The organism is Kitasatospora sp. NPDC098663, from assembly GCF_044760075.1.
Classification (GTDB): Bacteria; Actinomycetota; Actinomycetes; order Streptomycetales; family Streptomycetaceae; genus Kitasatospora.
The window spans coordinates 12,831-33,747 of record NZ_JBIWAP010000021.1 but is presented as its reverse complement, the minus strand read 5'-3'; the positions used below and the strand labels follow the sequence as shown (position 1 = coordinate 33,747).

The window sequence follows — 20,917 nt, the reverse complement described above, 5'->3', positions numbered from 1 at the left end:
ACGCACGCTGCCTGGGCCCCACTACCCGCTGCGGGTAGTGGGGCCAGCGCATCGCTGCCGATGACACCGTTCCGGGCAAGGCCCCGCCCCGGAGAAGCCGGACGGGGCCGTCCGGTTACGGTCAGCCGATGGTGGCCGACCACCGGCCCCGGGACAGGTGGATCGTGCCGTCCGGGGTGACGACGGCGCGGCAGCCGTAGAGCGGGAGGCCGCCTTCGACCTCCCGCCAGTTCCGGATGGATTCGAGTTCCGACCACAGGCGACGGGGGCCGCTCTGGTGGACGGTCGGCGGCTCGAACTTCGTTGCCTCTGCGCGTGCCCATGACCCGTCCGGATGGGCGAGGCAGGCCGTACGGCCCTCGGGCGTCTCCTCGAAGTCGATTTCGATGCCCGGGATGCTGATCGTGAGCATCGACCAGACTTCCCAGTTGTTGCGGATGTCGGCGACCGGGTACCGGAAGAGCTTGACGTTCTCGCCTTCGGCTTCGCGGGCGGTCTTGAACAGTTCGTCCAAGCCGCGTGGGTAGGTGGAGCCGTGGCGCGTGGCCATGAAGCCCGCCCAGTCGCGTTCGATCACGCCGGTTGCCCCGCCGTCCGGGGTCTTCCAAGCCGTCAGGATCAGCGCAGTGTCCGCGATGGTGGTGACGAGCCGTCCGCCGCGCCGGAGCGCCTGGAGCCACGGGACCGGGACGGGGCGGGCGGACACGGTGGCCACGATCCGGTCGTAATCGCCCGGGAGGGCTTCGGTGGCGTCCTGAGTGACGAAGTGGGGGCTCAGCCCCATGCCTGCGAGGCGATCCCGCGCGGCGTCGACCAGGTACCCGTCGATGTCCACGCTCGTCACGCGATCCGAACCGAGCCGCGTGGCAGCAATGGCGGTCAACCCGCCCGCTCCGGTGCCGATGTCCAGCAGGTCGTGCTCGGCAGCGATCCGGCCGTGCCGCAGCATCTTGACCACGAGCGGCGTGAGCGTGGCCGACGACGTGGGCAGCCCGGTCGGGCGGTCGTCAGACTTCGCGTGGTCCGCGTGCAACCCGCCCACGCTGGTGACCAGGGACTCGTTCCCGTAGGCCCGTTGGAGCCACAAGTCCGGGTTCGCTTCCCCTGCCTGAAGCCGCCAAGTGCCGTCCTCGACAGGTTCCCACCACCTGGGGACCAGTTCGTGCCGGGGGATGCCAGCCACCGGGTTCCGCCATCGGGAGTCCGGATCGGTCGCCCGGGCCGCCAGATCAGCGGCCCGTCCTTCCCATGGGATGTGTGTCATGTCTCGGGAGCCTTTCAGTGGATTCTTGCGGAGGCGCGGAACGCCGGGGTGCTCTTCACCGGTGGGCGGCGGGCATTGTCAGTGACTCTTGTGAGGTTCGACGGGTGAAGATCGTGACGCCGCCCGACCCTCTCGGCAGCCGTTGACCACGACGGCCCGGCTCCGCCCGCAACTTCCAGTGGCCGATTCAGGCGTCCTGGAACGGGAATGCAGGAAGGTCGAGGCATGGAGCCGTGACTACGATCGGCTTCAGGTGAAGTCGCTTCCCAAGGTGGCTTCGCCCGCTGTGATCCGCACTGCTCGGAAGGAGCACGAATGACCGGCCCCACCCTTGACCTGGCCAGCGCCGAGTGGCGCAAGTCCAGCTACAGCAACAACGGGGGCAGCTGCATCGAGGTGGCTCCCGGCTTCCCGGGTGTACTGCCCGTCCGTGACTCCAAGGACCCTGAGGCTCCTGCCCTCGTCTTCCCCGCCGACGCCTGGTCGTCGTTCATCGCCGCCGTCCAGGCCTGCGAGTTCGGCAAGGTCTGACGCGCACCTTGTCCGAGCCCCACTGCCCACGGCGGGCAGTGGGGCTCGCGCGTCAGAAGGAACCTGTGGCGGGGGCAGCTCCGATCGAGGGGAGGCCGCTCCCCGCCGGAGCGGCGATTCCGGCGGGGAGCGGTGTGGCTCGGCGAGGGTCTGGCGCCAACGCGCCCTCGGAGCCGACCGACAGGGGAGGTCTGCCTGCCGGCGCCCGTCCGTGATTGTCTGTCACGGACGGGCGTTGGACCCCGCCGCCGCGCGGGATGAGCGCTCGCGGCGCGGTGGCGGGAGCGTGTTGTCAGTCCGGCACGAACGCGCCGCATCCGCAGGGGCGTTGACCCGGCGGCTCGGTGGTCGGCTCGTCACCCGCCTCGACCGCGTTTCGTTGCGTCGTCCCCGCCACGGCGGTGAAGCCGCCGGCCGCCAACGAGCCGAGGTGCAGCCCGGCGAGCAGCATCTCCCCCGAGGTCACGCCGACTCCGGAAACATCGGCCGACGCTGCGGGCTGGTCCCCGTACCCGGCGCGATCTCCCTGGGGTCGCACCGTCGCAGCTGATCGGGCCTGGTCGTCCACTCGCACCCCCCGCCGAGCGGCCTCAGGAAGGCCGCCCCGCAGAGGATCTCCATGAAGACCCCCTCCTTCGGCCTGCCATCGTCGTCTCGGTGCTTCAGGTCCCGCACCACCTCGTTGCGGACGAAGTCGGGCAGCACGGATTTCGGGTCTTCGGACATGGGGTCTCCGTAGCGCTTCGCTCTTGGCGTGTCACTTGGTGTAGCCATGGTGGCGTGGCATCCCCTACGATCGGAAGGGTTCTCCACTTGACGAAATCCCTTGTGGGACAAGGAAGGCACCGGAGGTCTGATCATGCGCGAGACCGAGCTGGACCCGTCCGCATCACCGCTCAAGGCCTTCGGTGCACAACTCCGCAGGCTGCGCAAGGCGGCGGGGCTCACGCAGACCGACCTCGGGGCGATGACGAACTTGAGCGACAGTCAGATCTCCAACCTCGAACGAGGGACACGCAGTCCCACACTCGACTGGGTCGTACAAGCTGACCGGGCCCTCGGTGCTGGTGGAACACTAGAACTGACGTACTGGAGTCTCAGCGGCTCATCGTTGCTGGAAGGGTTTCCCGAGTACGCCCAGCAAGAAGCGAAGGCCCTGAGCATCAACCACTTCGAACTGGGCATCGTGCCTGGCCTGGCGCAGACCATGGAGTACGCCGCAGCCTTCGCCTCGGCCGCCGTGCGGCGTGGCAGCGTCACCGAGGAGCAGGCTGCGGATCGGCTCGACTTCCTTGCCACGCGCCAGAAGCTACTTGACCGGCAGCCTGCGCCCCGGCTCCACTTCGTCCTGGACGAGGGCGCCCTTCTGCGACCGGTGGGCGGGCGCAAGGTCATGGCTCGGCAGCTTGCGCACCTTGAAGACCTCGCCACTCGTCCGAACATCACGATCCAAGTGGCGCCGTTCTCTCTTGCAGAAGAGCTGCCGTTCACCATGGTTGTTACCTTGCTGACCCTGGCGGATCGCAAACTCCTGGCATACTCGGAGTGCCAGCTGCGCGGCTTCCTCTCGCGGGACGCCGAGACTGCTCAAGCCTGGGAGCGGGAATGCCACCAGCTCCAGGTGGAAGCGCTCTCGAAGGCTGCGTCACTGGAGCTGATCCGAAAGTGCAAGGCGTGAGAGGAACATCATGATCGCCCCTGTAGACCTATCCGGCGCCACATGGTTCAAGTCCAGCTACAGCAACAACGGTGGCACTTGCGTTGAGGTAGCTCCGAACTTCCCTGGCCTGACGCCCGTTCGTGACTCCAAGGACCCCGAGGGTCCTGCCCTCGTCTTCCCCGCCGACGCCTGGTCGTCGTTCGTCGCCGCCGTCCAGGCCGGCGAGTTCGGCGAGGTCTGACGCACGCACGCCGCCTGAGCCCCACTACCCACCGCGGGTAGTGGGGTTCGCGCGTTCTGGGTGGTGACAGTGTTTCAACTGCGTTCACCGAATGCTCGTGCGCGGTCTTGTGCACCGTGCGGGCGGCAACGTTGGATGTACACCATCCGCCGACCGTCGCGTTCACGTCACACCCTCACGGAGCCCCAATGCCGCTGTCGTCCCTCCGCAAGGCCGCCGCCGCCTGCGCTGCCGCCGCCGTGCTCGGCGCGCTCGCCACCGCCCCCGCCACGGCTGCCACCGGCGCCACGACCGAGAGCGCCCCGGTCACCGCGCCCGCGCTGGACGTCCTCACGTACAACACGTTCCTGATGAGCACGACCCTCTACCCCAACTGGGGCCAGGCGCACCGGGCGCAGGCGATCGCCTCGGCGGACTTCTTCCAGGGTCACGACGTGGTCGTCCTGGAGGAGGCCTTCGACAACGCGGCCTCCGACGCCCTGACCGCCAAGGCCTCGGCCGCCTACCCGTACCACACCCCGGTCGTCGGCCGCTCCACCAGCGGCTGGGACGCGACCTCCGGCAGCTACAGCGCCGCCACCCCCGAGGACGGCGGCGTGACGCTGCTCAGCAAGTGGCCGATCCTGCGCAAGGAGCAGTACGTCTACAAGGACGCCTGCGGCTCGGACTACTTCTCGAACAAGGGCTTCGTCTACGCCGTGCTGAACGTGAACGGCCAGCGCACCCATGTGGTCGGCACCCACCTGCAGTCCACCGACTCGGGCTGCTCCAACGGCCAGCCGGCCGCCATCCGGGCCAAGCAGCTCACGGCCATGCGCGGCTTCCTGGACGCCAAGCAGATCCCGGCGAACGAGCCGATCCTGCTCGCCGGTGACCTCAACATCGACTCGCACGGCTCCGAGTACCAGGCCCTGCTGGACAACGCCAACCTGGCGCCGGCCTCCGCCCGCACCGGCTGGCCTTACTCCTTCGACACCGCCGACAACTCCATCGCCGCCTACCGCTACCCGGGCGAGCCCAGGGAGGACCTGGACTACGTGCTCTACCGGGCCGACCACGCCCGCCCGCAGCAGTACACCAACCAGGTCCTGCGCACGCACAGCGCACCGTGGACGGTGAGCAGTTGGGGCAAGAGCTACACCTACACCGACCTCTCCGACCACTACCCGCTCGCCGCGCACTGACCGGGGAAGCGTGCTGACCGGGGACTGACCCGCGGGGAACTAAGCGGCCCCGAAGGGCAGTTCCAGCTCCGCCCAGACCACCTTGCCGTCCCTGGTCAGCCGGCTGCCCCAGCGCTGGGCCAGCTCGCTGACCAGGAACATGCCGCGCCCGCCCTCGTCCTGCTCGGCGAAGGGGCGCAGCTGCGGGGCCGCGCCGCCCGCGTCGGAGACCTCCAGGGTGAGCACCCGGTCGCGGAACAGCCGCAGCCGCCGCGGGGCCTCGGCGTGCAGCAGGGCGTTCGTGACCAGCTCGCTGACCAGCAGTTCGGCGTAGTCGGAGAGGGCGGACAGGCCCCAGGCGTCCAGGGTGGCGCGGGTGAAGCGGCGGGCCTTGCCGGGCAGCCGGCCGCCGCCGGTGAGCGGGAGGGTGGCGATCCGGTCGGCGGGCAGCGGCAGCACCCGCGCCATGATCATCGCGATGTCGTCCTCGGTGCCGTCGGTGACGAGTGCGCCGAGGACGGCGTCGCAGTTCTCCTCCAGGGTCCGGCCGGGCCCGGCGAGGGTGTCGGCCAGCAGGTCGATGCCGTCGTCGAGGTCCTGTCCGCGCCGCTCGACCAGGCCGTCGGTGTAGAGGGTGACCATGCCGCCCTCGGGCAGGGTGAACTCGATCGACTCGAAGGCCACCCCGCCGACGCCCAGCGGCACGCCGGGCGGCACCTCGACCCGGCGGGCGGTGCCGTCGGGGGCGACCCGGATCGGCGGCAGGTGGCCGGCCGAGGCGATCTGGACGGTGCGCTCCAGCGGGTCGTAGACGGCGCAGATACAGGTGGCGAACTGGCCCTCGCCGATGCCCGAGGCGGTCTCGTCCAGGCGGGTGAGGACCTGCTCGGGCGGCATGTCGAGGGTGGCGAGCGTCCGGGCGACGGTACGCAGCTGGCCCATGGTCGCGGCGGCCCGGATGCCGTGGCCCATCACGTCGCCGACCACCAGGGCGACCCGGCCGCAGGACAGCGGCACGACGTCGAACCAGTCGCCGCCGACCTCGCTGACCACGCTGCTGGGCAGGTAGCGGTAGGCGATCTCCAGGCCCAGGGTGCGGTGGATCTCCTGCGGCAGCAGGCTGCGCTGGAGGGTGAGCGCCGTCTCCCGCTCGCGCCGGTAGAGCCGGGCGTTGTCGATGGCCAGCGCGGTGCGGGCGACCAGTTCCTCGGCGAGCGCCACGTCGGCGTCGCTGAACGGCTCGGAGTTGCGCATCCGGATGAACTCGGAGCCGCCGAGCACCATGCCCCGGGCGGTGAGCGGCACCATCAGGTACGAGTGGATGCCCGCCGCGATGCCGGGCTCGACCCGGTCCTCGCTGGAGACGAGGCCGCGCAGCACCTCGGCGTCCACGTGGGCGCGCAGCAGGGGGCGGCCGCTGCGCAGGCACTGGGTGTAACTGCGGTCGGGGGCGTACTCGGAGGTCTCGCCGACGGTGTCCACGGCGTGCACGAGGCCCGACTCGTACGACTCGCCGACCGCGACGGCACGCAGGGTGACCGTCCGGTCGGAGGGGATGGGGGTGGGTTCGGCGCCGCGCAGCACCGGTTCCAGCAGGTCGACGGTGGCGAAGTCGGCGAACCGGGGGACGACGGCCTCGATCAGCTCCTCGGCGGTGCGCTGGAGGTCGAGGGTGGTGCCGATCCGGGCCGTTGCCTCGGCGATGGTGGCGAGCCGCTCCTGGGCGCGGGCGGCACGGGCCTCGGCCTGGAATCGCTCGGTGACGTCGATGATCGAGGAGCAGACGCCGAAGACCCGGCCGGTGGAGTCCTCCAGCCGGAAGTAGGAGGCGGACCAGGCGCGGTCGCGCTTCGGGTCCCCGGGCACCCGGCCGTGGGAGCGGGCGTCCACCACGGGCTTGCCGCTCCTGAGCACCTGCCGCATGGTCTGCTCGATCTCGACGCTGTTGATGCCCGGCAGCACCGCGGGTATCCGGCGGCCGAGGTGGGCGGCGACGGGGACGCCGTTCATCCGGGCGAGCGCCTCGTTGAGCCGGACGTAGCGCAGCTCGGTGTCGTAGACGGCCATGCCGATCGGCGAGCGGTCGAAGACGCCGTCCAGGACGGCGAGGTCGGCCTCGACCGCCTGGAGGGCGCGGATGTCGGAGGCGGTGGCGAGCAGCAGCAGGGTGCCGGCCGGGCCGGCGATCGGGTAGGTGCGGAACTCCAGGTCGACCTTGTGGCCGTCGCGGTGGCGGACCGGGAAGACGCCGGACCAGCCGGTGGAGCCGCCCATGATGTGGGCGAACAGGGACAGCACCTCGGGGCGGTCGGTGCCGTCGGTGAGCAGCTGGGCGGCGTAGCTGCCGACGGCCTCCTCGGCGGAGTAGCCGAGCAGCGCCTCGGCGTCCTCGCTCCAGTGCAGGATCAGGCCGTCGCCCTGGAGCAGGGCCGTCGCGAGCGGGACGAGTCGGTGGCCTTCGGGGCGTACGGGGGTGGCGCCCGGTGCGGGGCCGGCGGCGGAGGTCACGTCCCACTCGTTTCCGTGCATGATCAGGCAGCACCCCGGTTCAGCTCGTGCCCGGCCGGGGGCCTCACGGTCCGTGCCGGCCGGGATTCTTCTCCAGACTGCACGGACATCGGCCGCCCGGCGACCCCTTGGTCAGGGGTCGTCCGGCCGTTCCGGTAGTACGGGAGTCATGGGCGTACCGGCCGCAGCGTACTCTCCAGAACGCCGGTCCACTGCCGGATCACCCCGGATCGTCGGACGCTGTCGTCGGTGAGCAGGTTGGCCAGGCCCAGCCCGCGGGCGAGATCGAGGGTGGCCTGCACGGACTCGCGTACGCCGGGGCGGGTCTCGTCGGCGCCCAGGAACTCGACGGCGGCCCGGTGGGCCTCCCGGCCGACGTGCCCCTCCAGGGCGATGATCCGCTCGCGCAGCGGCTCCTCGGTGGCCGCGGCCGTCCACAGGTGCAGGGCGGCGTGGAACAGCGGGCCGGTGTAGAGACGCACGATCATGTCGACGACGGCCCGGGTGCGGTCGGGGCCGGCGGCCGGCAGCTCGTCCGTGTGGGCGCGGACGGCGGCCAGCCGCTCGGCGGTGACGTGCTCGACGGCCGCGGTGAACAGGTCCTCGCGGGTCGGGAAGTGGTGCTGGGCGGCGCCCCGGGACACTCCGGCGCGCTCGGCGACCACGGTGACGGTGGAGCCGTGCCAGCCGAGCTCGGCCAGGCAGTCCACGGCCGCCGCGAGCAGCCGGGCCCGGGTGGCGCGGCTGCGGTCCTGCTGGGGGGTGCGGGCGGCGGGGTGGCTGGTCATGGCTGGCGGCGGTTCCTGTTCCGGTGGGGGCTCGGCGGGCCGGTCGTGCCCGGCGGGCCCGCTACGGTCGGCGGGCCCGCCGTGCTCGGCGGGTCGATCCTCACAGACGGGCGCCGGTCTTCGGCCGCCGGGGGCCCGGCCGCTCAGCGGGAGGCCTCGGGGGCGGTGGCGGAAGTGGAGGCGGAGGCGGAGGCGGAGGCAGAGGCAGAGGCAGAGGCAGAGGCAGAGGCAGAGGCGGAGGCGGAGGCGGACGCACGGCGCTCGGCCTCGCGGGCCCGTAGCTCGCGGCGGAGGATCTTGCCGGCCGCTGACTTGGGGACGGCCTCGACGAACTCCACCGCGCGGACCTTCTTGTACGGGGCCACCAGCCCGGCCACGAAGCCGGTGACCTCGTCCGCGCTCAGGCCGCTGCCCGGAGCACGGACCACGAAGGCCTTGGGGCACTCGGTGCCGTCGGCGTCCGGAACACCGATCACGGCGGCGTCGACGATCTGCGGGTGGCCGAGCAGCACGGCCTCCAGTTCGGCCGGGGCCACCTGGTGGCCCTTGTACTTGATCAGCTCCTTCACCCGGTCGACGATGTACAGGTACCCCCGGTCGTCGACGAAGCCGACGTCGCCGGTGTGCAGCCAGCCCTCGGCGTCGACCACCGCGGCGGTGTCGGAGGGCCGGCCGAAGTACCCCTTCATCACCTGCGGGCCCCGGATCAGCAGCTCGCCCGGTTCCCCGGGCCCGAGGTCCTCGCCAGCGCCGTCCAGGGCGGTGACCCGCAGCTCGGTGGACGGGATGAGCCGCCCCACCGAGCCGGGCGAGGGGTCGCGCTCCAGCGGGGAGACCACATGGGTGACCGGGGACAGCTCGGTCATGCCGTAGCCCTGGAGCAGGTGCGGCAGGCCCAGGCGGCGGGCGCAGGCGGCGGCGAGCTCCGGGTCCAGCGGGGCGGCCGCGCACAGCAGGTACTCGACGGAGGAGAGGTCGAAGCGCTCCACGACCGGGTGCCTGGCCAGGGCGAGCGCGATCGGCGGGGCCACCACCAGCGCCTGCACCCGCTGCTCCTCGATGGTGCGGCAGAACTGCTCCAGGTCGAAGCGGGGCAGCACCACCACGGTGGCGCCGCAGCGCAGCGGCTGGTTGAGCAGCGCCGTCAGGCCGTAGATGTGGAAGAAGGGCAGCACGGCGAGCACCCGCTCGCCCACAGCGGGCCGGTAGAGGGCGTCGCACTGGGCCAGGTTCGTGGCGATCGAGCGGTGGGTGAGCATCACCCCCTTCGGCAGCCCCGTGGTGCCGCTGGAGTAGGGCAGCACGGCGACGTCCCGGCCTGGGTCGATGGCGATCCCGGGGGCGGGGCCGGTGGTGGCCAGCAGGTCGACGAGCGAGCGGTGGCCCTCGGCGCCGTCCAGGACGAGGATCTCGGCCAGTGGGTCGCCCTGCTCGGCCAGCAGGGCGGCGGCCTTGCGGGCGGTCGGCAGGAGTGGGGAGACGGTCACCAGCCAGCGGGCGCCGCTGTCGCCGAGCTGCCCGGCCAGGTCGGCGGGCGTGGCCATCGAGGACACCGTGGTCACGGTGGCGCCGGCCCGGGTGGCGCCGTAGAAGGCCGTCGGGTAGCCGAGCGTGTTGGGGCTGAACAGGGCCACCACGTCGCCCTGGCGCACCCCGGCCTCGGCCAGTCCGGCGGCCACCCGCTCGACGCCGGCGGCGAGCCGCGCGTAGCTGACGCGCTCCCCGGTGACGCCGTCGATCAGGGCCGGCCCGTCACCGTACGCCGCCGCGCCGCCGAGCACCGCTTCATGGATCGGCAGGTCCACCGTCGGCACGTCCGGGAATTCGCTGCGGAACACCAAAGTAAGCCTCCAGGAAGGTAGTTGACGCATCGACTGGCGCGGCGAGAGGTAGACCGAGGGTACGGACAGGAGCATACGGACCATGACGTCCGCCACTGCAAAGTTCGCCGAGATGTCCCTCTGGTGACCCACCGGGGGCACCCCCGGCGGGTGCGTCCGGCGGGTGCGTCCGGCGGGTGCGGTGCGCCCTGGAAGGAGGCGGACTAGTAGGACTTCGGGAGGCCGAGGGTGTGCTGGGCGACGTAGTTGAGCACCATCTCGCGGCTGACCGGGGCGACCCGGCCGACCCGGGTGGCGGCCAGCAGCGCGCCCAGCCCGTACTCCTGGGTGAGGCCGTTGCCGCCCAGCGTCTGCACCGCCTGGTCGACGGTGCGGGCGGCGGCCTCGCCGGCCGCGTACTTGGCCATGTTGGCGGCCTCCCCGGCGGCCACGTCCTCCCCCGCGTCGTAGAGCAGCCCGGCCTTCTGAGTCATCAGCCGAGCCAGCTCGATCTCCACCGCGCACTGGGCCAGCGGATGGGCCAGGCCCTGGTGGGCGCCGATCGGGGTGGACCAGACGGTGCGGGTCTTCGCGTACTCGACGGCCTTGCCGAGAGCCTGGCGGGCCAGGCCGAGGGAGAACGCGGCGGTCAGCACGCGCTCGGGGTTGAGGCCCGCGAAGAGTTGCAGCAGGCCGGCGTCCTCGTCGCCGACCAGGGCGTCGGCGGGCAGCCGGACGTCGTCCAGGAAGACCTGGAACTGCTTCTCGGGGGCGACGAGTTCCATCGGTATCGCCCGGTACTCGAAGCCGGCGGCCTCGCGCGGGACGATGAACAGGCAGGGCTTGAGCCTGCCTGTTCGAGCGTCCTCCGTGCGGGCGACGAACAGCACGGCGTCGCAGTGGTCGATGCCGGAGACGAACACCTTGCGGCCGGTCAGCAGCCAGTCCCCGCCGTCCCGGCGGGCGACGGTGGAGATCCGGTGCGCGTTGGAGCCGGCGTCCGGCTCGGTGATGCCGAAGGCCATCTTGCGGCTGCCGTCGGCGAGTCCGGGCAGCCAGCGCTGCTTCTGCTCCTCGGTGCCGAAGCGGGCGATCACGGTGCCGCAGATCGCCGGGGAGACGATGAGCAGCAGCAGGGGGCAGCCGGCCGATCCCAACTCCTCCAGCACGATGGCCAGATCGGTGATGCCTCCGCCCCCACCCCCGTACTCGGCGGGCAGGTTCACGCCGAGGTAGCCGGCCTTGCCGGCGTCCGCCCACAGCTCGTCGGCGGGCTCGCCGGCCCGGGCCTTGGCCATGTAGTAGGCGGAGCCGTAGCGGCGGCCGAGGTCGCCGACGGCCTGGCGCAGGGCCCGGCGTTCGGGGGTCTCGATGAGCTGACTGCCGATGGTGGACATGCGGGTCCTTCCTCAGGCTTCTGCGGCGGGCTGGACGGCGGCTGTTGCGGTGGGCTCGGCAGCGGGCTCGGCGGTGAGCCCGGCGGTGGGCTCGGCGGCGGGCCCGGCGGTGCGCTCGGCGGCGGGCTCGGCCTCGGGCTGCACGACGGCGAGCAGGGTGCCGAGCTCGACCTGAAGGCCGGGGGCGGCGCGGAGTTCGACCAGGACGCCGTCGGCGGGGGCGGTGACGCGGTGCTCCATCTTCATCGCCTCCAGGACGAGCAGCGGCTGGCCGGCGGTGACGGTGTCGCCGACGGCGGCGGTGATACGCACGACGGTGCCGGGCATCGGGGCGAGCAGCGCGCCCGGGTCCGCCCGGGCGGCCGGGTCGGGGAAGCGCGGCAGGGCGGTGAGCGCGATGCCCCCGTCGGGGGTGTCGACGTACACCCGGTCGCCGTAGCGCGCGACGCGGTGGCCGCGCCGGACGGCACCCTCGCGCAGCGTGACCTGCTCGGGCGAGGCGTCCAGGAGCTCCGCCTGCGGGTGGTCGTCGGCCCGCAGGCCGTCCCGGGTGAGTCGGTAGCGGACCTCCAACTCGGCGCCGTCGTCGGTGCGGTAGCGCTTGGTCTGCGGCTGCGAGGGCAGGTTGCGCCAGCCCGACGGCAGTGCGCCGTGCGGCCCGTTGCGCCGGGCGGCGGCGTCGGCGAGGGCGGCGGCCAGGGCGGCGCGCGTGGTCTCCTTGCCGTCCGGGGCGGTGAGCTCGGCCGCGTGCTCGGCCAGGAAACCGGTGTGCAGGCGTTCGGCCAGGAAGGCCGGGTGCCGCAGCGCCCGGACGAGCAACTCCCGGTTGGTGGCGGGCCCGTGGACCCTGGCGCGGGCGAGCGCGTCGGCCAGCCGGCGGGCGGCGGCGGCGCGGGTCGGCGCCCAGGCGATCACCTTGGCGAGCATCGCGTCGTAGTGCGGGGTGATCTCGTCGCCGGCCGCCACGCCGGAGTCCAGCCGGACGCCTCGCCCGCCGAACTCCTCGTGCGGGACAGTGAGTTCGAGCCGGTGCAGAGTGCCGGTGGCGGGCTGCCAGTCCTTCACCGGGTCCTCCGCGTACAGCCGGGCCTCGATCGCGCAGCCGGTGGCGGGCGGCGGGACCGGCCCGGGCAGCCGGTCCCCCTCGGCGACGGCGAGTTGGAGCGCCACCAGATCCAGTCCGGTGACCGCCTCGGTGACCGGGTGCTCGACCTGGAGGCGGGTGTTCATCTCCAGGAAGTGGAACCGGCCGTCCTCGCCGAGCATGAACTCGGCCGTACCGGCACCGGTGTAGCCGATCGCCCGGGCGGCGCTGACGGCCGCCGCGTGCAGCCCGGCGCGCACCGCCTCGGACAGGCCGGGGGCCGGGGCCTCCTCGATCACCTTCTGGTGCCGCCGCTGGAGCGAGCAGTCGCGGTCGCCGACCGCCCAGACCGTGCCGTGCGCGTCAGCCAGCAACTGGACCTCGACGTGCCGCCCGGCGGGCAGGTAGCGCTCGCAGAACACCTCGTCCGAGCCGAAGGCCTTCACCGCCTCGGCGCTGGCGGCGGCCAGTTCGCCGGGGAGCTCCGCGAGCGTGCGCACCACCCGCATGCCGCGTCCGCCACCACCCGCCGCCGCCTTGACCAGGAGCGGCAGGTCGGCCTCGGTGGGGTCGGTCAGGGCGTCCAGCACGGGCACCCCGGCCGCGGCCATCAGCCGCTTGGCGGCCGTCTTGGAGCCCATCGCGGAAATCGCGGCCGGCGGCGGGCCGACCCAGACCAGCCCGGCATCCAGCACGGCCTGCGCGAACCCGGCGTCCTCCGACAGGAATCCGTACCCGGGGTGGACGGCGTCCGCACCCGCCGCCAGCGCGGCGCGGACGATCAGGTCGGCGCGCAGGTAGGTGTCGGCGGGCGCGGCGCCGGGCAGCCGCACGGCCGCGTCGGCCTCACGGACGTGCGCGGCCCCGGCGTCCGGGTCGGAGTGGACGGCGGTGGTCGCGACGCCCAGGGCCCGGCAGGTGCGGAGGACCCGGCGGGCGATCTCGCCACGGTTGGCGACCAGCAGGTTGGTGATCATCTCTCGGGTGCCCCTCACAACTCGGCCTCGCGGCTCGGTCTCGCGGCTCGGTCTCGCGGCTCGGTTATCGCAGCTCGGTTATCGCGGCTCGGCCTCACATCCGGAAGACGCCGTAGCCGCGTGTGCCCTCGACCGGCGCGTTGTGGATCGCGGACAGGCACAGGCCGAGCACCGTACGGGTGTCGCGCGGGTCGATCACGCCGTCGTCGTACAGCCGCCCGGACAGGAACACCGGCAGCGACTCGGCCTCGATCTGCTGCTCGACCATGGCGCGGATCGCCGCGTCCGCGTCCTCGTCGTACGGCTGCCCCTTCGCGGCGGCCGACTGCCGGGCGACGATCGACAGCACCCCGGCGAGCTGCTGCGGGCCCATCACCGCGGACTTGGCGCTCGGCCACGCGAACAGGAAGCGCGGCTCGTACGCCCGCCCGCACATGCCGTAGTGGCCGGCACCGTAGGACGCGCCGATCAGCACCGACAGGTGCGGCACCCGGGAGTTGGCGACGGCGTTGATCATCATCGCGCCGTGCTTGATGATGCCGCCCTGCTCGTACGCCCGGCCGACCATGTAGCCGGTGGTGTTGTGCAGGAACAGCAGCGGGATGCACCGCTGGTTCGCCAACTGGATGAACTGGGCGGCCTTCTGGGACTCCGCGCTGAACAGCACGCCCTGTGCGTTGGCCAGCACGCCGACCGGGTAGCCGTGCAGCCGGGCCCAGCCGGTGGCCAGGCTGGTGCCGTAGAGCGGCTTGAACTCGTCGAAGTCGGAGCCGTCGACGATCCGGGCGATCACCTCGCGCGGGTCGAAGGGCACCTTGAGGTCACCCGGGACGATGCCCAGCAGCTCTTCCTCGTCGTACTTCGGCGGCTCGGCGAGCCGGTCCGGCGACGGGCCCGGCTTGCGGTGGTCCAGCCGGGCGACGATCCGGCGGGCCAGCCGCAGCGCGTCCTCCTCGTCCGCCGCGAAGTGGTCGGCCAGGCCGGAGGTGCGGGCGTGCATCTCGGCGCCGCCGAGCGACTCGTCGTCGGCCTCCTCGCCGGTGGCCATCCTGACCAGCGGCGGGCCGCCGAGGAACACCTTGGCGCGCTCCCTGACCAGCACGGTGTGGTCCGACATGCCGGGGACGTAGGCGCCGCCGGCCGTCGAATTGCCGAACACCACGGCCACGGTGGGGATTCCGGCGGCGGAGAGCCGGGTGAGGTCGCGGAACAGCGCGCCGCCGGGGATGAAGATCTCCTTCTGGCTGGGCAGGTCGGCGCCGCCGGACTCGACCAGGTTCACCACCGGGAGGCGGTTGTCGAACGCGATCTCGTTGGCGCGCAGGGCCTTGCGCAGGGTCCACGGGTTGCTCGCGCCGCCGCGCACGGTCGGGTCGTTGGCGGTGATCAGGCACTCCACGCCCTCGATCACGCCGATGCCGGTGACCAGCGCCGCGCCCACCGGGTAGTCGCTGCCCCAGGCGGCCAGCGGCGAGAGCTCCAGGAACGGCGAGTCCGGGTCGACCAGCAGCTCGATCCGCTCACGCGGCAGCAGCTTGCCCCGGGTGCGGTGGCGGTCCACGTACTTGGGGCCGCCGCCGGCCAGCGCCTTGGCGTGCTCGGCGTCCAGCCCGGCCAGCTTGGCGAGCATCGCGGCGCGGTGCTCGGCGTACTCGGGCCCGGCCGGGTCGACGCGGGTGGGCAGCACGGTCACAGCAGGGCCTCCGGGATGTCGAGATGGCGGGAGCGCAGCCACTCCCCGAGGGCCTTGGCCTGCGGATCGAAGCGGTGCTGCGCGGCGACGCCCTCGCCGAGCAGGCCGGTGAGGGTGAAGTTGACCGCGCGCAGGTTCGGGAGCAGGTGCCGGGCGACGGGCAAGTCGGCCGTCTCGGGCAGGAGTTCGCGCAGCTTGTCGACGGTGAGGGTGTGGGCGAGCCAGCGCCAGGCCACCTCGGAGCGGGCCCAGACGCCGAGGTTGGCGTCGCCGCCCTTGTCGCCGCTGCGGGCGCCGGCCACCAGGCCGAGCGGGGCGCGGCGGGTCGGGCCGGTGGGGGGTGCGTCGGGGAGCGCGTCGGGGTACGCGTCGGGGTACGCGTCGGGGAGCGGCGGCTCTTCGGAGGTCTCGGGCGGCCGGCTCGTCACCGGGGCCGGTGGGACGGCGAGCCGGCGGCCGTCCGGCAGCACGGCGGTGTGCTCGACGGCCTTGGCGTCGACGTACGCGGCGGCGAACACCCCGTACGGCGCGCCGGCGCCGGGCGGCGCGGTGAGGTGGAAGCCCGGGTAGCCGGCCAACCCCAACTCCACGGCTGCCCTGCCAAGTTCGCGACCGACCTTGGCCTGGTCCGGGTCGCGGGCGGTGAGCCGGAGCAGGGCGGAGGCCGCCTCCTCGGTACCGGCGTCCGGGTGGTCGGTCCGGGCGAGCGTCCAGCGCAGTTCGGCGGGCCGGGCGGCGGGCGGCAGGGCGTCCAGGAACTGCCGCCGCACCAGGTCGGCCTTGGCCTCGATGTCGAGGCCGGTGAGGACGAACACCACCTCGTTGCGGTGGCCGCCGAGCCGGTTCAGGCCCACCTTGAGTGTGGGCGGCGGCGCCTCGCCGCACACCCCGTCGATCCGGACCCGGTCCGGCCCCTCCTCGGCGAGCCGCACGGTGTCCAGCCGGGCGGTGACGTCCGGGCCCAGGTAGCGCGCTCCGCCCGTCTCGTACAGGAGTTGGGCGGTGACGGTGCCCACGGTGACGGCGCCGCCGGTGCCCGGGTGCTTGGTGATCACGCTGGAGCCGTCGGCGTGCAGTTCGGCGATCGGGAAGCCCGGGCGGGTCACGTCATGCTCGCGGAAGAACGCGTAGTTCCCGCCCGTCGCCTGGGCGCCGCACTCCAGCACGTGCCCGGCGACCACCGCCCCGGCGAGGGCGTCGAGGTCCGCCGCCGTCCAGCCGAAGTGGGCGATCGCGGGCCCGGCGACCAGCGCCGCGTCGGTGACCCGGCCGGTGACCACCACCTCGGCGCCCGCGGCCAGGCAGGCCGCCACCCCGAAGCCACCGAGGTAGGCGTTCGCGGCCAACAGGCCCTCGGGCAAGCCGAGTTCGCTCCGACGCGGCAGCAGGTCGTCCCCCTCGACGTGAGCGACGGCCACCGCGAGGCCCTGGCGCTGCGCCAGGTTCCGCAGTTCGGCGGCGAGCCGGGCCGGGTTCAGCCCGCCCGCGTTCACCACGATCCTCACCCCGCGCTCCTGCGCCAGGCCGAGGCACTCCTCCATCTGCCGCAGGAACGTCCGGGCGTAGCCGAGGGAAGGGTCCTTCAGGCGGTCCCGGGCCAGGATGAGCATGGTCAGCTCTGCCAGGTAGTCCCCGGTGAGCACGTCCAGCGGCCCGCCGGTGAGCATCTCCCGCATCGCCGCGAAGCGGTCCCCGTAGAACCCCGAGGCGTTACCGATCCGCAGTACCGAGCGTTCGCGCGCCAAAGCGCCTCCCCTGCCGACGGGTTGGCGACGCCCCCACGCGAGCGCCGCCGGGCAGCAGCGTGGCACCGGGCGCAGAAAAAAGCAATCGCGCCTGCTTGTTTCGTTGCCGATGCGAACGTCGACCGTCACACCGGGCCTTGTGACTGGCAGCGATAGATGGCGGTTGGAACCGATAGGTGGCGGCTTCAGGCTCCCGCCACGCTGAGTGACTTGAGCCGGGTGTCCTGTCGCACGGCAGATGGCGGATTCTCACTCGGTCTCATCCGTGTCGTCGGATTCTCACCGTTCCCGCCACGGTCGCTTGCGGCGTGTACGCGGAAGGCCGGAGGTACCGGCGGCTCTGGGCACAAGCGGCAGGCCTCGGCTCTTCAGTGCACCAGGAGTTCGATGGCGATCTTCAGGCGTTCGAGGTAGAACTCCCGCGTTGCGGCCTGGTGCTTGAGGCCGATCGATGTGCTGATCATCGTCCGCGCGACGGGAGTGGCTGTCTCTTGCCCTGACTCGACGGAGATCGCATCCGTGATCAGCTCCTCGAAACGTCGTGGAGTGGTCTGTGCGATCCCCCCGAGGAGGTTGGGGTTGTTCTCGATGACCACGGCGACATCGCGCGTCAGCGGGCCGACGTAGCGGCCCGCCCACTGGTCGAAGGCTTCGAGGAGGCGCTCCGGAAGAGGACGGTCGACATCGGCCAGGACGTGTTCGACCACTGCGATGTCGCGTTCCAAGGCCTGGGTGACGGCGGCACGGAACAGAGCCTCCTTCGAGGAGAAGAGGAAGTAGAGCCCGGGGCGGGAGATGTCTGCCGCCCGCGCCACTTCCTCCATCGAGGTCTTCCGGTAGCCGAATCGCGCGAACGTGGCCAGAGCGGAGTCCAGGACTGCGGTCCGACGGTCGGTATCGGTGGTTGGCGACGACAAGGGGCCGGCCTCGGGGCTGCTCATGGGGCGAGCATAGGAGCGTGAGTCCAGCTATACAAGTTCAGTTCAGTGTGTATAGCCTCGCTGTCATGACGGCTCGCGAACCTCTCTCCACGCCCTTCACCGCCTCCAGCACAGCGGACGAGGTGGTGCGGGGCGTTGACCTGACCGGCATCCGCGCGATCGTGACGGGAGCTTCCTCCGGAATCGGAATCGAGACGGCTCGCGCCTTGACCGCAGCTGGGGCACAGGTGACGCTCGCCGTGCGGAACACGGCTACGGGTGTTGCCGTCGCCGGAGAGATCGAGAGCTCGACCAGAGGGATCCGCCCCCGAGTCGTCCGTCTGGACCTCGCCGACAGGGCCACCGTCACGTCGTTCGTCGACACGTGGAGCGGCCCGCTTCACCTGCTGGTCAACAACGCGGGCGTGGTCACCGGTGGCCTCGAACGAACCCGCGAGGGCTGGGAGCTGCAGTTCGCGACGAACCATCTGGGTCACCTCGCACTCACCATAGGTCTGCACCACGCATTGGCCCTCGGAGCGTGCGACCGCGACGGCGCACGGATCGTCTCGGTCAGTTCGACGGCGCATATGCGTTCCGGCGTCGACTTCGACGACCTCCACTTCGAGCGGCGCGGCTACGACCCGCAGATCGCCTACGCCCAGTCGAAGACGGCGAACTCCCTGTTCGCTGTCGAGGCGACCAGGCTGTGGGCCTCCGACGGCATCGTCGCCAACGCGGTGAACCCCGGCGGCGTCGCAACGGGTCTGCAGCGGAACTTCACCGCGCGGCAGAAGCAGGCGCTCGATGCGGCCGAGGCCGCCGGAGTCTTCGCGTACAAAACGGTCCAGCAGGGGGCCGCCACCACCATGGTCGCGGCCGTCGCCCCGCAGTTCGCCCACTCCGGAGGCCACTACCTCGATGACTCGCAGGAGGCCTACACGGTGCCGAACGACGCCGATCTCGCGCAACACCCGCACGGCGTCAAGGAATGGGCGCTCGATCCCGCTGCCGCCGAGCGCCTATGGGCGGTCTCGACCGACCTGCTCGGCACCTGACCCCCCGACACCACGACACCTCGCGCCCGACTTCCCCGACGGCGACGAGCCGACTGCGCCCGGATTCCGCGGAAGCCAGGCACACCGAGAATCCAGCGTCGAGCTTTCTCACTCCACCTGGCAACCCCGCAGCTCACCACGAGATCCACGGACAGACTCATCGCGACGGGACATCTTCGAGTTCGGTGACACCTGATCTTTGCGGTTGATACCACCCTGGGAAAGCCGAAGCCGTACCAGATTGATGCTGTGCCCGTTCCCCCGGCCCGCACAGCACTAGCATCGGGTTCCATGATCGTATGGCTCAACGGCACCCACGGCGCAGGCAAGACGACGACCAGTGCACTCGTGCAGCAACTGATCCCGGATTCACGGGTATTCGACGCCGAGAAGGTCGGTGAGACGCTCATGGACATCACGCCGGGGCTGCCCGTGACGGACAACTTCCAGCACTGGCCGCCGTGGCGGCCGCTCGTAGTCGAGACCGCCCGCCGCGTACTCGACTACACCGGAGGCACACTGGTGATGCCCATGACTGTCCTTGTCGAGCAGTACTGGCGCGAGATCAGCACGGGCCTCGCCCAACATGACATTCCGGTAAGGCACTTCGTCCTCCACGCCGACCAGGACACCCTTCGTGGGCGCATCGCGGGCGACACTGTTCTTGGTCCCAACTCCCCGTTCCGCCTCAAATACCTTGAGCCCTACGCCGAGGCGGCCCGCACGTGGCTGCACGCCGAGGCCGAGGTCATCGACACCACGCACCTCACGCCCGCCCAAGCCGCCCTGCAGATCGCGGAGGCCATCAAGAGTTGAGGTCCGCCCCGGTCGCGCGAGCCCGGGATGACCGGAACCGGTTCCACCATGAATGGCAATTCATCGCAGGTTGCAAGAAGCGTGACCAGACCTCGGATCGCCGTTGCAAGACGGCTCCCTGGTCTGGCCGGGGCACCTGGCCGCCCGGAGGCACTCGTGTCGCACGCCGTCGGCGGCGGCGGCGGCGAGCCGGCGAGATTCGGGTCCCGAAGGCTGTGCCGTCGATCTGACGCGACGAAGTTCGTCGAAGAGGGCTCGGCACGTGTCCACCGACGGTTCGCTGTCCGCAGGCGGGCGCCGGTGATAGAGGGCGATGAAGAGCGCGCGCTCGATGATGTCTGTCTCGTCCCGGTCCAGGAGGACGCTGCCCAGCAGCAGGTCAGCGGTCATATCTCCCGGATTCGCTGCCTCCACCACGCTGCTGCATGCCATGAACTCACCGACGCGGCCGATGGGTCGGGCAGGGTGCGGCGGAGGAACTCCTCATCGAGTCGTGCGACGATCCCGCGCAGCCCTCCCCGCGCTGCGGGTGGCAGCCGGCGAAGGGCGTCTTCGAGGGTGTCCCGGGCGTCCGTCGGGTCGCAGCAGGGACAGTCATCCCAGGGCAGATACAGGTATCGGCCGGGTTTTTGGAGGAATCTCTCGTATCGGTGCAGAGCCTCAGCAACAGCACCGCGCCCCAGATGCTGGGCCTCGATCTGGTAGATGGCCGCCCGAGTTCGACGGGGAATGCCTGGAATCCGGCGGACGGAACGGGTCGTGCTGGGGGCTGGCCACCGCTGAGCGCGGATGGCGCCGGGCGGCCTACGCGCCATCGGCCTTTCGGGTCTGCGTCATGGGCCCATGATGCCAGGACTCACGCGGGTGGGGCCACCAGAAAATGAGGCGTGCTGGGCAGAACCCGGGGCAAGAGCCAACGTGACCGGGCGAGCCGGCTCCAGATACCGCCGGAGATCCAGAAGACCCTGACCAGCGGTCAACGGTCAGTCCAGAACTACGTCCACAAGCTGGCACTGGACCTTTACACGCATTCGATCGTGGCGTTCCGTCTCGCGCTGGTGTCGGACACGTCGGTGGACATCGCGATGCTGCTGCGGGACGTGGTGATGCCGCTGCCGATGCGCGAGGGTTGGGGTGAGGACATGGAGTGGCCCTGTCCCGGCGCCCCGGCCGCCCTGGTCGCCGAGTTCGCCGGCCACCCTGCCCGCGCGCACGCTGCGGGCGCACACGCTGCGGGCGCACGACACGTCCG

The 20,917-nt window shown here is 71.7% G+C and carries 18 protein-coding genes and 1 pseudogene; 7 read left to right on the top strand and 12 right to left on the bottom strand.

Going from position 1 to position 20,917, the window contains the following annotated elements; translation table 11 throughout:
* Nucleotides 1-121: 121 nt before the first annotated feature.
* A complete protein-coding gene (locus ACIQVZ_RS22670; RefSeq protein WP_402452434.1) occupies nt 122-1,042 on the bottom strand; it encodes a methyltransferase domain-containing protein in 921 nt (306 codons plus the stop codon).
* Nucleotides 1,043-1,579: 537 nt separating this feature from the next.
* On the opposite strand from ACIQVZ_RS22670, the gene ACIQVZ_RS22665 reads away from it, so the two are divergent.
* Nucleotides 1,580-1,795: a DUF397 domain-containing protein gene (locus ACIQVZ_RS22665; RefSeq protein ID WP_402452432.1), complete on the top strand. Its 216-nt coding sequence runs from the start codon at nt 1,580-1,582 to the stop codon at nt 1,793-1,795.
* 292 nt (nt 1,796-2,087) lie between these two features.
* On the opposite strand, the gene ACIQVZ_RS22660 is transcribed toward ACIQVZ_RS22665, so the two are convergent.
* On the bottom strand, nt 2,088-2,261 hold the full coding sequence (locus ACIQVZ_RS22660; protein ID WP_402452430.1) for a hypothetical protein: 174 nt from the start codon (nt 2,259-2,261) through the stop codon (nt 2,088-2,090).
* Entirely contained in the window at nt 2,258-2,521 is a 264-nt protein-coding gene (locus ACIQVZ_RS22655; RefSeq protein WP_402452429.1) for a hypothetical protein, read from the bottom strand. Before ACIQVZ_RS22655 ends, ACIQVZ_RS22660 begins: the two co-directional genes overlap by 4 nt.
* A gap of 133 nt (nt 2,522-2,654) precedes the next feature.
* Here ACIQVZ_RS22655 and ACIQVZ_RS22650 point away from each other — a divergent pair, with 133 nt between their 5' ends.
* From ACIQVZ_RS22650 to sph, 3 genes are all read left to right on the top strand, one after another.
* On the top strand, nt 2,655-3,473 hold the full coding sequence (locus ACIQVZ_RS22650) for a helix-turn-helix domain-containing protein (RefSeq protein WP_402452428.1): 819 nt from the start codon (nt 2,655-2,657) through the stop codon (nt 3,471-3,473).
* Nucleotides 3,474-3,483: 10 nt separating this feature from the next.
* Nucleotides 3,484-3,696, top strand: a complete 213-nt coding sequence (locus ACIQVZ_RS22645; protein ID WP_402452427.1) for a DUF397 domain-containing protein — start codon at nt 3,484-3,486, stop codon at nt 3,694-3,696.
* A 188-nt stretch (nt 3,697-3,884) separates the two neighbouring features.
* Nucleotides 3,885-4,880, top strand: coding sequence for a sphingomyelin phosphodiesterase (gene sph, locus ACIQVZ_RS22640; RefSeq protein ID WP_402452426.1), 996 nt, complete (start codon nt 3,885-3,887; stop codon nt 4,878-4,880).
* Nucleotides 4,881-4,919: 39 nt separating this feature from the next.
* Here sph and ACIQVZ_RS22635 read toward each other — a convergent pair whose 3' ends face one another.
* From ACIQVZ_RS22635 to ACIQVZ_RS22600, 8 genes are all read right to left on the bottom strand, one after another.
* The gene (locus ACIQVZ_RS22635) at nt 4,920-7,388 is read right to left on the bottom strand and encodes a SpoIIE family protein phosphatase (RefSeq protein ID WP_402452424.1); all 2,469 of its coding nucleotides are present in this window, start codon (nt 7,386-7,388) and stop codon (nt 4,920-4,922) included.
* A gap of 146 nt (nt 7,389-7,534) precedes the next feature.
* Nucleotides 7,535-8,155, bottom strand: a complete 621-nt coding sequence (locus tag ACIQVZ_RS22630; RefSeq protein ID WP_402452422.1) for a TetR/AcrR family transcriptional regulator — start codon at nt 8,153-8,155, stop codon at nt 7,535-7,537.
* Nucleotides 8,156-8,298: 143 nt separating this feature from the next.
* Entirely contained in the window at nt 8,299-9,996 is a 1,698-nt protein-coding gene (locus ACIQVZ_RS22625) for a 4-coumarate--CoA ligase family protein (protein ID WP_402452421.1), read from the bottom strand.
* A 203-nt stretch (nt 9,997-10,199) separates the two neighbouring features.
* Nucleotides 10,200-11,372 (bottom strand): acyl-CoA dehydrogenase family protein, encoded by a 1,173-nt coding sequence (locus ACIQVZ_RS22620; RefSeq protein WP_402452419.1) that lies wholly within the window; start codon nt 11,370-11,372, stop codon nt 10,200-10,202.
* A 12-nt stretch (nt 11,373-11,384) separates the two neighbouring features.
* A complete protein-coding gene (locus ACIQVZ_RS22615; RefSeq protein WP_402452418.1) occupies nt 11,385-13,433 on the bottom strand; it encodes an acetyl/propionyl/methylcrotonyl-CoA carboxylase subunit alpha in 2,049 nt (682 codons plus the stop codon).
* Nucleotides 13,434-13,527: 94 nt separating this feature from the next.
* Nucleotides 13,528-15,126, bottom strand: a complete 1,599-nt coding sequence (locus ACIQVZ_RS22610) for an acyl-CoA carboxylase subunit beta (RefSeq protein WP_402452417.1) — start codon at nt 15,124-15,126, stop codon at nt 13,528-13,530.
* Complete coding sequence (locus ACIQVZ_RS22605) at nt 15,123-16,802, bottom strand: acyclic terpene utilization AtuA family protein (protein WP_402452565.1); 1,680 nt, start codon at nt 16,800-16,802, stop codon at nt 15,123-15,125. The genes ACIQVZ_RS22610 and ACIQVZ_RS22605 overlap by 4 nt, the downstream gene beginning before the upstream one ends.
* A 437-nt stretch (nt 16,803-17,239) precedes the next feature.
* Nucleotides 17,240-17,812, bottom strand: coding sequence for a TetR/AcrR family transcriptional regulator (locus tag ACIQVZ_RS22600; RefSeq protein WP_402452416.1), 573 nt, complete (start codon nt 17,810-17,812; stop codon nt 17,240-17,242).
* Between the two features lie 65 nt (nt 17,813-17,877).
* On the opposite strand from ACIQVZ_RS22600, the gene ACIQVZ_RS22595 reads away from it, so the two are divergent.
* Both ACIQVZ_RS22595 and ACIQVZ_RS22590 read left to right on the top strand, forming a co-directional pair.
* Entirely contained in the window at nt 17,878-18,849 is a 972-nt protein-coding gene (locus tag ACIQVZ_RS22595; RefSeq protein ID WP_402452414.1) for an SDR family NAD(P)-dependent oxidoreductase, read from the top strand.
* A 291-nt stretch (nt 18,850-19,140) separates the two neighbouring features.
* Nucleotides 19,141-19,665: an ATP-binding protein gene (locus tag ACIQVZ_RS22590; RefSeq protein ID WP_350879725.1), complete on the top strand. Its 525-nt coding sequence runs from the start codon at nt 19,141-19,143 to the stop codon at nt 19,663-19,665.
* A 60-nt stretch (nt 19,666-19,725) separates the two neighbouring features.
* On the opposite strand, the gene ACIQVZ_RS22585 is transcribed toward ACIQVZ_RS22590, so the two are convergent.
* Nucleotides 19,726-20,055: a hypothetical protein gene (locus ACIQVZ_RS22585; protein ID WP_402452412.1), complete on the bottom strand. Its 330-nt coding sequence runs from the start codon at nt 20,053-20,055 to the stop codon at nt 19,726-19,728.
* Nucleotides 20,056-20,672: 617 nt separating this feature from the next.
* On the opposite strand from ACIQVZ_RS22585, the pseudogene ACIQVZ_RS22580 reads away from it, so the two are divergent.
* A pseudogene (locus tag ACIQVZ_RS22580) lies at nt 20,673-20,864 on the top strand (hypothetical protein); the annotation flags it as partial.
* Nucleotides 20,865-20,917: the final 53 nt, after the last annotated feature.